11 protein-coding genes and 1 pseudogene are annotated in these 11,902 nt (G+C 65.1%); 5 read left to right on the top strand and 7 right to left on the bottom strand.

Annotated features, from left to right (window positions below):
* Positions 1-37 precede the first annotated feature (37 nt).
* Complete coding sequence (locus ACXHGZ_RS19190) at positions 38-928, bottom strand: LysR family transcriptional regulator (RefSeq protein WP_480461010.1); 891 nt, start codon at positions 926-928, stop codon at positions 38-40.
* An 88-nt stretch (positions 929-1,016) separates the two neighbouring features.
* On the opposite strand from ACXHGZ_RS19190, the gene ACXHGZ_RS19195 reads away from it, so the two are divergent.
* The 4 genes from ACXHGZ_RS19195 (at position 1,017) to ACXHGZ_RS19210 (ending at position 4,503) form a co-directional block, all read left to right on the top strand.
* Positions 1,017-1,349 carry a DMT family transporter gene (locus ACXHGZ_RS19195; RefSeq protein ID WP_084854115.1) on the top strand — a complete coding sequence of 111 codons (333 nt, stop codon included), beginning with the start codon at positions 1,017-1,019 and terminating at the stop codon, positions 1,347-1,349.
* 169 nt (positions 1,350-1,518) lie between these two features.
* On the top strand, positions 1,519-2,694 hold the full coding sequence (locus ACXHGZ_RS19200) for an NAD(P)/FAD-dependent oxidoreductase (RefSeq protein ID WP_480461011.1): 1,176 nt from the start codon (positions 1,519-1,521) through the stop codon (positions 2,692-2,694).
* The gene (locus ACXHGZ_RS19205) at positions 2,691-3,503 is read left to right on the top strand and encodes an aldo/keto reductase (RefSeq protein WP_480461012.1); all 813 of its coding nucleotides are present in this window, start codon (positions 2,691-2,693) and stop codon (positions 3,501-3,503) included. The genes ACXHGZ_RS19200 and ACXHGZ_RS19205 overlap by 4 nt, the downstream gene beginning before the upstream one ends.
* Before the next feature lie 37 nt (positions 3,504-3,540).
* Entirely contained in the window at positions 3,541-4,503 is a 963-nt protein-coding gene (locus ACXHGZ_RS19210; RefSeq protein WP_480461013.1) for a metal ABC transporter ATPase, read from the top strand.
* Positions 4,504-4,617: 114 nt separating this feature from the next.
* On the opposite strand, the gene hldE is transcribed toward ACXHGZ_RS19210, so the two are convergent.
* From hldE to ACXHGZ_RS19225, 3 genes and pseudogenes are all read right to left on the bottom strand, one after another.
* A complete protein-coding gene (gene hldE / locus ACXHGZ_RS19215; RefSeq protein ID WP_480461014.1) occupies positions 4,618-6,039 on the bottom strand; it encodes a bifunctional D-glycero-beta-D-manno-heptose-7-phosphate kinase/D-glycero-beta-D-manno-heptose 1-phosphate adenylyltransferase HldE in 1,422 nt (473 codons plus the stop codon).
* A 130-nt stretch (positions 6,040-6,169) separates the two neighbouring features.
* Positions 6,170-7,978, bottom strand: coding sequence for a lipid A export permease/ATP-binding protein MsbA (msbA, locus tag ACXHGZ_RS19220; RefSeq protein ID WP_480464102.1), 1,809 nt, complete (start codon positions 7,976-7,978; stop codon positions 6,170-6,172).
* A gap of 15 nt (positions 7,979-7,993) precedes the next feature.
* A pseudogene (locus ACXHGZ_RS19225) lies at positions 7,994-8,239 on the bottom strand (O-antigen ligase family protein); the annotation flags it as partial.
* A gap of 97 nt (positions 8,240-8,336) precedes the next feature.
* On the opposite strand from ACXHGZ_RS19225, the gene ACXHGZ_RS19230 reads away from it, so the two are divergent.
* Positions 8,337-8,942, top strand: a complete 606-nt coding sequence (locus ACXHGZ_RS19230) for a BUD32 family EKC/KEOPS complex subunit (RefSeq protein WP_084854104.1) — start codon at positions 8,337-8,339, stop codon at positions 8,940-8,942.
* Here ACXHGZ_RS19230 and ACXHGZ_RS19235 read toward each other — a convergent pair.
* The 3 genes from ACXHGZ_RS19235 to ACXHGZ_RS19245 all read right to left on the bottom strand — a co-directional run bounded on the left by ACXHGZ_RS19235 (position 8,939) and on the right by ACXHGZ_RS19245 (position 11,875).
* Positions 8,939-10,033, bottom strand: a complete 1,095-nt coding sequence (locus ACXHGZ_RS19235; RefSeq protein ID WP_480461015.1) for a glycosyltransferase — start codon at positions 10,031-10,033, stop codon at positions 8,939-8,941. The two genes, ACXHGZ_RS19230 and ACXHGZ_RS19235, sit on opposite strands and share 4 nt — an antisense overlap.
* Positions 10,034-10,080: 47 nt before the next feature.
* Positions 10,081-10,854, bottom strand: coding sequence for a glycosyltransferase family 2 protein (locus ACXHGZ_RS19240; protein WP_480461016.1), 774 nt, complete (start codon positions 10,852-10,854; stop codon positions 10,081-10,083).
* Between the two features lie 64 nt (positions 10,855-10,918).
* Positions 10,919-11,875, bottom strand: a complete 957-nt coding sequence (locus ACXHGZ_RS19245) for a glycosyltransferase family protein (RefSeq protein ID WP_480461017.1) — start codon at positions 11,873-11,875, stop codon at positions 10,919-10,921.
* Between the last annotated feature and the right edge of the window lie 27 nt (positions 11,876-11,902).

The following is an 11,902-nucleotide window of genomic DNA, read 5'->3' on the forward strand; positions in this document are numbered from 1 at the left end:
TAGGAACTGTACGAAAAGGCCTGCCGGGAACCGGTCCTCAGCCAATGGCCCGCAGGTGCACGGCAAAGCGTTCCGCCAGCCATTGCGCCGCCGGCCCCAGGGGCTGGTCGCGGCGCCAGGCCAATTCGACGACCAGCGCGGGTGGGCGCCACTCACTGTCGAGTTCGACCATCTGCGCCTGGTAGGTCGGATACTGCACCACATGCCTTGGCAGCCAGGCCCAACCCAGCCCACGCATCAGGAGCTCGGCCATGGCGTAGAAGCTGTCGGCGCGCCACACCTGCGGGCTGATCGCTTCACCTCCGGGGTAACCGCTTTGTTGCGGTGTGATCAACAACTGCCGGTGACGGGCCAACTGCTGGCGAGTCACCTGCCGTTCGCCCGCCAGCGGATGGTCCACGGCACATACGGTGACCATCTCCACACTGCCCAGGGCGCGGCGCTCCAGCGACGCAGGGATGCGCTCGTGATGAAAGAACAACCCCAGGTCGGCACGACGCTCCACCAGCTTGCGCGCCACATCGCCCTGGGCGCCGCTGGCCACCTGCACTTCCAGGAAAGGGAAGCGGCTGGCCAACTCGTCGAGGCTATCGATCACCGGCTGGTAGGGCATGGCCTCATCCTGGGCGACGCGCAACAAGGCTTCCTGGCCGCGCATCAGGGCCATGGCCCGGCCATCCAGGCGCTCGCACTGGCGCAGCAGTTCGCGGGCGTCCTCGAGCAGGGCCGCCCCGCTTTCGGTCAGGCGCGGCTGGCGGCCACTGCTGCGCTCGAACAAGGTCACGCCCAGGTCGGCCTCCAGCAGCGCGATGGCATTGCTGACCACCGATTGCGCCTTGTGCTGCTCCCGGGCGACGGCGGAAAACGAGCGCAGCTCGGTGACCCGCAGGAAGGTGCGCAGTTGCTCGAGATCCCATTGTTGGGCCATGCAACCTATCTCCATAGCAGATAGGTAATGACTTTACCCCATCCGACGAAAGTCTAGAATGCCCACCCAGCAACGGAGGACCCTGATCATGAATGCCTACACCTACCTGGCCATCGCCATCTGCGCCGAAGTCATCGCCACCGCTTCAATGAAAGCGGTCAAGGGCTTGAGCACGCCATTGCCGCTGCTGCTGATGGTCTGTGGCTATGCCGTGGCATTCTGGATGCTGACGCTGGTGGTGCGCAGCATTCCGGTGGGTATCGCCTACGCCATCTGGTCAGGCCTGGGCATCGTGCTGATCAGCGTCGCCGCCCTGGTGATCTACGGGCAGAAACTGGATGTGCCGGCCATGCTGGGGATGGCCATGATCGTCGGTGGCGTGGTGGTGATCCAGCTGTTCTCCAAGACTGCCGGCCACTGACCCCACTGGCTGTAGCACCGCTGTGGTCCCATCGCCGGCAAGCCGGCTCCCACAGGGATTTCGCAAGTCTTTCGCAATCTCGGTGGGAACTGGCGACAGCCTGCGATGAGGCCCGCGTGTGCCCACAGCCTGTATACTGGGCAACTGTCCCAGTTCTAGAGGTGCCCGCATGCCATCTGCCATTTCCACTGACGTGCTGATCGTCGGCGCCGGGGTCGCTGGCCTCTGGCTCAACGCAAGGCTGCGGCGCCTGGGGTATTCGACGGTGCTGGTGGAACGCGCCAGCCTCGGTGGCGAGCAGACCATCAAGTCCCAGGGCATCATCCATGGCGGCACCAAGTACGCCCTGCATGGGGCCCTGACCGGCGCCTCCGAGGCCATCGCCGATATGCCGCGCCGTTGGCGCGAAGCCTTGGCCGGCAATGGCGAACTCGACCTTGGCAAGACCCGCCTGCTGTCCGAGGCCCACTATCTGTGGTCCCCGGGCACCCTGGCGGGCAACCTCACCAGCTTCTTCGCCAGCAAGGCCGTGCGTGGACGGGTCGATCAGGTCAAGGGCGAGCAACTGCCCCCTGCCCTGCAGGACCGCGCCTTCAAGGGCAAGGTCTATCGCCTCGCCGAACTGGTCATCGACGTGCCGAGCCTGCTCGCCAACCTGGCCGAACTGGCCGGTGACAGCCTGCTGGCCGGCGAACGGGTCGAGCCACTGCGCGAGGGCGACGAACTGATCGGTTTGCGCGTGGATGGTCGTGAAATACGCGCCCAGCGTATCGTGCTCAGCGCCGGTGCCGGCACCGAGGGCCTGCTCCACGCGCTTGGGCTGGAGCAGCCGGCCATGCAGCGCCGACCGCTGCACATGGTCATGGCCAAGGGGCCGAACCTCAAGCCACTGTATGCCCATTGCCTGGGCGGCGGGCCCAAGCCGAGGGTCACCGTCACCACCCACCCGGCCCGCGACGGCCAATGGGTCTGGTACCTCGGTGGCGACCTCGCCGAGGCCGACGGCGTGGCACGGGAACCCGCCGCACAGATCGCCGCGGCGCAGAAGGAAATCGCCAGCCTGCTGCCTTGGGTCGACCAGAGCCAGGTGCGCTGGGCCACCTTACGGGTCGACCGCGCCGAACCTGCGCAGTCGGGGTTGGTCCGCCCAGACAACGCCTTCCTCACCCAGCAGCAGCGGCTGCTGGTGGGCTGGCCGACCAAGCTGGCCCTGGCACCCGACTTTGCCGACCGCGTGCTGGCGAGCCTGGAGCACGACGGCATCCGCCCCGCCGCGCAACCTGACCTGGCCGAGCTGCCTCGCCCCGCCCTGGGCGTCCCTGCCTGGGAGCAACTGCTGCCATGAGCCTGCCGACCCTGCACGACTTCCTGCGCCCCTTGGGCAGCACCGGCCTGAAGGTCTCTCCGCTGGGCCTGGGCACAGTCAAGCTCGGCCGCGACCAAGGCGTCAAGTACCCCAATGGCTTCACCATCCCAGGCGATGACGAGGCGCGCCTGCTGCTGGCCCAGGCCCGCGAGCTGGGCATCAACCTGATCGACACCGCGCCTGCCTACGGCCGCAGCGAGGAACGCCTGGGCCCGTTGCTGCGCGGCCAACGTGAGCAATGGGTGATCGTCAGCAAGGTGGGCGAAGAGTTCGACAATGGTCAGTCGCACTTCGACTTCAGCGCCGCCCATACCCGCCTGTCGGTGGAGCGCAGCCTGCGCCGCCTGGAAACCGACCGTATCGAGCTGGTGCTGGTGCATTCCGACGGCAACGACGTGCAGATCCTGGAGCAGCAAGGCGTCTACCAGACCCTGGCCGAACTCAAGCAGGAAGGCAAGATCCTCGGCTACGGCCTGTCCGGCAAGACCGTGGCAGGTGGCCTCAAGGCCCTGGAGCAAGGCGATTGCGCGATGGTCACCTACAACCTCAACGAACAGGCGGAGCGCCCGGTACTGGACTACGCTGCCGAACACGGCAAAGCCATCCTGGTGAAGAAGGCCCTGGCCAGCGGGCATATCTGCCTGGCGCCGGGGGTCGACCCGGTGCAGGCCAGTTTCGAGCTGCTGTTCGCCCACCCCGGGGTAAGCAGTGCTATCGTCGGCACCATCAACCCGTTGCACCTGGCCCATAACGTGGCCACCGTCGCCCGAATCCTGGGCCAGCCTTGAGTCGCCCTGACGGGCGCCCAACGCAAGGAGGAGCCTCGTGCCGCGAACGCTGATCCGCAAGAACCCGAGCAACTTCAAGACCCTGCCGCTGCACGTCGAAGCCACACCCGACGGCCTGATCTACCAGAGCATCGGCATGCCGTTGAACTTCGGCCAGGTACAGCAGCGGCGCAAGGCCATCGAGCTGGCCGACCACGAACGCTTCGTGGTCGAGCTGGCTAACCTGGGGGTTTCGGTGCGCCTGACACTGCATTGGCAGCACCGAGACTACTGGGTGCTGGTGCGCCAGCGCCGGCAGGACCGCGGCGACGTGGTGCTCAAGCTGATCTCAGGCTACGTGCCCGCCCAGGAAATCAACCTACCCCTGCACACCGCCATCCAGGAAGTGGCCGAGGAATGCCTGCTGGAAACCCCGGAAGGCTGGCTCGGCGGGCGCTTCGGCGACACCTGGCTGCCCGCCCCCTATGCCGACGCGCTGCATTATCGGGAAGCCCTGCCGTTCGTGCTCACGCCCGAGTCCGGCGCGGCGCGCCCGGTGCATTGCGGCAACCTGATGCTGCTGGAGCGGCCACGTGCCTATGTGCACCTGCCTACCGCGTCGTTGCAGTTGATCTACGACCTGCGTCTGCAGGTACCCCGGGAAGCCAAGTCGCTCAGCCTGTTCCACGTGGACGAGCGGCTCGAAGGCGACCAGCTGGTGGCACGGCTCAATCGCAAGCGGCCGGACCTGTACCTGATGCCGCTGGTCGATGGCCAACCGACAGCCGAACTCTATACCTTGAAGAAGGACGAACTGGTGCCAGCCAGTACACGAGGCCTGTACCTGGCCGAGAGCTTTGCCCGGCAGGACGGCTGGGTGGTCGGGGATGAGCGGATTCGCTGGAAGGACTGGATCAGGCAGCAGGGGCTGGAAGAACACCGGCCGGAGCCGGCCTCGCACCTGCAGCGCTTTGGTGACAAGGCCCGGGCGTTGTTGCAGCGGGCGTTGCACAATAAATGATACCGGGGGGCGCTGCGCGCCCCTTTCGCGGCACAAGGCCGCGCCTACAGGCCCGGCTTTTTGTAGGGGCGCCCTTGTGCCGCGAAAGGGCTGCGCAGCAGCCCCACGGGTGGATCAGTGCTTGCGGATCTTCTCGACGATCGCCGTGGTCGAGCTGTTCTCCACCAGCCCCAGCACCTTCACGGTGCCGCCGTAGGCCTTGACGATATCGGCCCCCACCACCTGATCGATGCCGTAGTCCCCGCCCTTGACCAGCACATCCGGCTTGACCTGGCTGAGCAGGTTCTCCGGCGTGCCTTCGGGGAAGCTGATGACCCAGTCCACCGCGCCCAGGCCAGCCAGCACGGCCATACGCCGGTCGACGCTGTTGATCGGCCGACCTGGGCCCTTGAGCCGGCTGACCGAGGCATCGTCGTTGACCGCCACGATCAGACGATCGCCCTGGGCCCGCGCTTGCTCCAGGTAGGTCACGTGGCCGGCATGGAGAATGTCGAAGCAACCGTTGGTGAAGACGATCTTCTCGTTGTGCGCCCGGGCATCATCGATAGCCAGCAGCAGTTGCTCGAGGGTCAGCACGCCGCGCTCGGAACCTTCCTCGCGCTGGATCGCGCGGCGCAGTTCAGGGGCGCTGATGGCCGCTGTACCTAACTTGCCGACCACGATGCCTGCGGCGAGGTTGGCCAGGGCCACCGCGTGGGGCAAGTCCTCGCCGGCTGCGATGGCCGCCGCCAGGGTGGAAATCACGGTATCGCCCGCACCGGTGACATCGAACACTTCGCGGGCACGCGCCGGCAGGTGCAACGCCGGGTGGCCGGTGCGCAGCAGGGTCATGCCGTGCTCGCCACGGGTCACCAGCAGCGCGCCCAGGTCAAGCTCCTGCAGCAATTGCAGGCCCTTGGCGACCAGCTCGCCCTCGTCGGCGCAACGGCCGACGATGGTCTCGAACTCGCTGAGGTTCGGGGTGATCAGGCTGGCGCCGCGGTAGATGGAGAAATCCTTGCCCTTGGGGTCGGCCAGAACCGGGATGCCCTTGGCACGTGCAGCCTGGATCAGGCTCTGGTGGTTCTTGAGCGCGCCCTTGCCGTAATCCGACAGCACCAGCACCTTGATGCCTTCGAGCAGGCCATCGACCTCCTCGCCCAGTGACAGCGGGTCGGTGGCGAACGGCTCTTCGAAATCGATGCGCAGCAATTGTTGGTGACGGCTCATGACCCGCAGCTTGACGATGGTCGGCTGGTGGGCAATGCGCTGGAACACCGAGCGCACACCCGCTGCGTGCAGGCTGTTGGCGAGGCTGTCGGCAGCCTCGTCCTGGCCGGTCACGCCAACCAACGAGGCTGGCGCGCCCAGGGCGGCGATGTTCAATGCGACGTTGGCCGCGCCACCGGGGCGATCCTCGATCTGCTCGACCTTGACCACCGGCACCGGGGCTTCGGGAGAGATCCGCGAGGTACCGCCATGCCAGTAGCGGTCGAGCATGACATCGCCGACCACCAGAACCGGGGCTTGATCGAAACGCGGCATGGACAACTTCATGGGCAACCCATATGAAAATAGTGAACAGGGGCAGGATATTAGCACAGGGTCGGTGACGGCTTTACGGCCAGCTTCGATCTGTACGTTACCGATGATGATCGGGGCCGACTCGGCCCCGACCCAGGGGATATCAGGTGATGTCGGCCTTTTCCGGCGCGTCCAGCCCCATGGCGTGCAGGCGGGCATAATGGCCATTTGCCTGGAGCAGCTCGGCATGGGTGCCGCGCTCGACCAGCCGGCCCTGGTCCATGACCAGGATCAGGTCGGCCTTCTCGATGGTCGACAGGCGGTGGGCGATCACCAGGGTGGTACGTCCCTGCATCACGTGGTCCAGGGCAGCCTGGATGTGGCGCTCGGACTCGGTATCCAGGGCCGAGGTCGCCTCGTCGAGGATCAGCAGCGGTGCGTTCTTCAGCAGGGCACGGGCGATCGCCAGGCGCTGGCGCTGGCCGCCGGAGAGCAACACACCGTTTTCGCCGACCTCGGTGTCGAAGCCCTTGGGCAACTGGTCGACGAACTCCTTGGCATAGGCATCGGCGGCGGCGGCCTCGATGTCCGCGCGCGGCGCACCGGCCAGGTCGCCGTAGGCGATGTTGTTGGCCACCGTGTCGTTGAACAGCGTGACGTGCTGGGTCACCTGGGCCACATGGCGGCGCAGGTTGCGCAAGCGATACTGCTCGATCTCCACACCGTCGAGCAGGATCTGCCCGTTGGTGTGGTGGTAGAAGCGCGGGATCAGCGAGGCCAGGGTGGACTTGCCGCTGCCGGAGCGCCCTACCAGGGCGATCATCTGCCCAGGCTCGGCAGTGAAGCTGATATCGCTGAGCACCTGGCGGTCGGTACCGGGGTAGGTGAAGCTGAGGTTGCGCACCTCCAGGCGACCTTCCACGCGGTCTTTTTCCACGGTGCCGGTGTCCACTTCGGGCTGCTCGTCCAGTTGCTCGAAGATGCTCTCGGCGCCCGCCAGGCCCTTCTGAATGGTCGAGCTGACTTCCGAAAGCTGGCGGATCGGCTTGGGCAGCAGGCCTGCGGCCGTGATATAGGCCACCAGGTCACCCGCCGAGGCATCGCCACGCAGGAACAGCACCAGGAACATCAGCGATGCCATGGCGCTATAGATCACCAACTGCAGCAATGGCGTGTACAGCGCGCCGGTCTTGGTCATGCGCAGCTGCTTCTCGGTGTTGCCCTGGCTGGCGTCGTGGAAGCGCCGCTCCTCGTAGGCCTCACCACCGAAGCTGCGCACCACGCGGTAGCCCTGGATGGTTTCGGACGCCACATGGGTGACATCCCCCATGGCGACCTGGATCTTCTTGCTCTGCTTGCGGAATTTCTTGCTGGCGGTGCTCACCATCAGCGCGATGACCGGCAGGATGGCAACCATCACCAGGGTCAGCTTCCAGTTCATCCACAACAGGTAGGCGAACAGGAAGACCACGGTCAGGCCTTCACGGATCACCACCTTGATGGCGTCGGTCGCCGCACCGGTGACCATGGTCACGTTGAAGGTGATGCGCGAGATCAGGTGGCCGGAGTTATGGTTGTCGAAGTAGCGGTTGGGCAGCACCAGCAACTTGTTGAACAATTGCACCCGCAGGTCATGTACCAGCCCCAGGGAGACCTTGGCCAGGTAGTAGTTGCCCAGGAACGACCCCAGCCCCTGCCAGGCCGCGATCAGGATGATCAGCAGTGGCACGGCCTGCAGCAGTTGCAGGTCGCGTAGGTAGGGGACATTGGGGAACAGCACCGCTTGCGGATTGCTCAGCCCATCGACGAAGTATTTCAAGATCCCGGCCAGCATCGGCTGGGTCGAGGCAAAGATCACGAAACCCACGATGCTCAGCAGGAAGATGCCGATATAGGGTTTGACGTAGCCCAGCAGCCGGAAATAGATCTTCAGGCTGGAGGAGTGCTCCGCCGGTAGCGGTGTTTCGGCCATCATCGAGCTCGCTGTTCAGGTTGAACCGGGAATTTTACCACAGGCATCGTTTTCGGCACGCACCCAGGGCAGCAGCATGGCCAGGCCCACCGGCAACCAACTGATGAACCATTCGGCACGCGGGGTATCGGTGAGGCTGGCGGCATCGAATTGCATGGCAAGGGTGGAGAAGATCCAGTAGCCGAGCAGCACCTTGCCGAACAGCATGCCACGGGCGCGCAGGATCTCGCCTAGGGCGAACAACCACACCGCTACCCACAGCCCCCAAAAGAATCCAAACCCGTCATCATGGTGCTGACGCTTTATTTTCGGCATTATGGCCGGTCATTTTTGCTTGCCAGACGACAAGGCCCTACCCATGCAATGCTCCCGGCTCTCCCAGGTCGACTTCGATCAGCTGACACTCGGCGCCAAGGTTCTAGAGGCAGATAGCCACGGTGCCAAAGTCTACCTGCTCGGGGATGGAAATATCCTCAAGGTTTTTCGTCGCAAGCGTCTGATTTCATCTGCGCTGTTGCGCCCCTACTCACGGCGCTTCATCGATAACGCTGCGCGCCTGGCGCAGATGGGGATCCCGACGCTGGAAGTGATCAGCCATCACAAGCTCGACCTGCCGGGCCGTACGGCCGTGCTCTACCGACCGTTGCCGGGCCAGACGCTGCTGCAACTGTCGCGCGAACCGGGGTTCAGCTGGGACGTCCTGCTGCCGCAGCTGGTCGAGCTGATCCGCCAGTTGCACCGTTCCGGCATCTATTTTCGCTCGCTGCACCTGGGCAACGTGGTGATGACGCCTGACCAGCGCCTGGGCCTGATCGACGTCGCGGACATGCGCTTCCTGCGCGCCCCGCTGCCGGCGCGGATGGTGCGCCGCAATGTGCAGCACATGGCGCGCTATATCGAGCGCGAGAATCTCGCCAACCAGTTCCCGCTGGCGGCCTTGGAGGCCGCCCTGCTTCGAGACTAGCGCCCCAACAGGCTGGCGACCCCGCTCAGGAACGCTTGCCAGCTCTGCTCCGGCGCCAGCGAGCGCCGCTGGGCTGCCGCCGTGGCCTGGGTATCGAGGCTGGCGCAGCGTGCGATGGCCTGGCTCCAGGCCTCGACGTCAGCGACCGGCAGGTAGCAATCGGCTTCGCCCAGTTGCTCGCGGAACACCGCAAGATCGCTGCAGATCACCGGGATATCCGCCAGCACTGCCTCTTGCAACACCAGCCCCAGCCCCTCGGAGCGCGAAGGCAGCAGCAAGCCATCGAAGGCACGGTATAGCTGGGAAAGGTCTGGCCGGTAACCGCACAGCCGCACGCAGCCGTAGAGCCCCAGCGCCTCGATCCGCGCCGCGAGACGATCGCGCAACTCCCCATCGCCGAAAATCATCAAGTGCAGGTTGGGCTGCTGCTCGCGCGCCCTGGCGAACGCCTCGATCAGCATTTCGAAGCCTTTGCTTTCCACCAACCGGCCCACGGCGCACAGCACGCGGCCTTCGCCCTGGACAGGCAGGCCAAGTGTCTGCCGGGCGGCGTTGCGTGCAAGCAGCTGGCCGCAGAACACGGCCGGGTCCATGGCAATGCGCAGGGTGCGCACCGGCAGGCCGAGGTCCTGCTCGAGCGAGCGGGCCAGTGTACCGGACACCGCAGCGATGGACAGGCGTTCACGAGGCACACTGCGCAACAGGCTTACGTCACTGCCGCGCAGCCGGGTGGAGCCATGGAACAGGACCGCCGCGCGAACACCGGGCAACTGGCGCAGCAGCGGCAGCATCAAGCGCGCGACACCCAGGCCATCGAGCAGCAGCACGTCAGGCTGCGCCTGGCGCAAGGCCGCGCGCAGGCGCAGGCGCAACCAGGGCACCATTAGGCGCTCCGGCAGGCGGCCCTTGAGCGCCCGTTGCGGCAGGTTCCAGAGGTGGGTTTCACCCAGCCCGCCACACCCCTGCTCACCGAGCAGCAGCCAATTGCTCACGCGCACATCGGCCGGGGCATGCCCCAGCACCTGCCGGTGAACCGTGTGGATGGACGTATATTGCGCACCGCCCGACCACATCACATTGACGATGTTCATCGGGTCACGCCCCTCCGGAAAATGAATGGCTCATCAGGCACGCCGCTTCAACCGACAAGAAAACCGATCCCCGTGCCAACCACCAGCCCCACCAACAGCGTCAGTATCAGTTTCTGGCGGTCCCGCTTGCGCCGCCTGGCCTTGCGCTGGACTTCCTCGGGCAAGGTCACGTGGTTGCCAAAGCCCGTGTGCAGCACCGCGTCCCCTTCAAGGGTGACCGCGCCCAGGTTCAGCTCGGCGTACCGGCGCGACAACGCCTTCTCACCAGAATAGGCGGCAAACGGCGCACAACGTTGGTAGTCGCTCAGGCGGCGCAGGCCTGGGTTGAGCGAGAAGGCTTGCCACTCGGCCTTGTCGGATAACAGCGGGTAGCACGGCACGCCTGCGATCACCTGGCGCTCGCCCAAATGGATATAGGGGCTGTGGACCGCCAGGTCGTGGGCATGGCTGCGCAGCCAGACCTGCAACAGGTTCGGGCTGACCTCCAGGATTGCACGGGAGTCCTCGACGAACCCCTGGCGGTAGAAGCGCCAGTCGTCTTCGCAATGGAAGATGTACGGCGTCTTCACCTGGCTGTAGGCCAAGTCGATGGAGGGCAGCTGGCCCAGCTTGGGCCGATTGACGAATACCGTGCAGTGAGGCTTCCAGTGCGCAGGTACTGCATCGTGGACCGCATCGTCCCCGGAGTCTTCGGTGATGAAGACTTCGCGGATCGGCGCGGTGTTGTATCGGTCGAAACTCTCGAGCGTTTCCTTGAGCAGGTCGAAACGCCCGCAACTGGTCACGACCACGGTGATATCACTGTTCTCAGAGAAGCGCACGGGGCTCCCTCCACCTTTGGACTGTCAACGACTCACGCATTCCCTGCGACAGGAGCGCCATTGCTCAGAACCCCAGCCTCAGGCGCAGTCGCTGCCAGGCACTCAGCGGTGGCTGAGGCCGCAGCGGGGGTTCCATGTGTTCGACGATGCTACGGCCAACCTGGGCGAAGCTGAAGCGTGAAACCGCCAGCTCCCGACCGTTGGCAGCGATGCGCGCAGCCAACGCTGGGTCCTGCCGCAGCGTGCGCAGTTTTTCCTGTAGCGTCGGGACGCTGTCGTACAGCACCACGTTGTGCATGTCCTCAAGGCCCAGGGCGCGGTTTTCCGCCTCACCCTGGTCGTAGGCCAGCAGCACGCAGCCGCAGGCCATGGCCTCGAAGTTCTTGATCATGTATTCGCCCATGCCCACATCGGCGCTGACGAAGAAACGGATGCGGTTGAGCGTGTTGCAGTAGTCCTCGCCCGACTTGGTACGAGTGACCACCAGGTTTTCCACCTGGCCGAGCTCATCGAGCAAGGCCTTTCGGCCGCTGTAGGCCACGCTGCCGGTGCTGCCGACGAAGGCCAGCTCGATATCACGCTCGCGCCCCTGGTCGGTGAGCAGCTGTTCGTCATAGCCCTTGGGCACGAACACCGCGTCGAAACCTTCCTGGCGCAAGCGTTCACTGACCATGTAGCCGGAACTGATCACCCGCGCCCACGGCAGGTGGCGGTAATGCGCACTGAATTTGCCGGTGTACTTGCAGGGGATGTAGTTCTGGTAGGCATCGTGCTCGAGGATCACCAGGTTGGGCACGGTGCGAATGAAACCGACCTGGCGGATCTCCTGCTTGAAACGCAGGAAGAACACGATCCGGTCATAGCGGGTGACATCGACTTCACGCTTGAAGTAGCGGCGCAGGTTGCGCTGGTCCTCGCTGGTCAGCCAGCGCAGGTCGCAGTCGCAATGGGCGGCGACGCCATCGTACAGGCGGTCCAGGATCGCCCGCTGCTCCTTCTGCACCAGAAATAGGACTTTCATTGCTTTCCTTGGGCTCTGTGCGCCATC

The sequence above is a fragment of the Pseudomonas shiyinii genome, assembly GCF_056725765.1.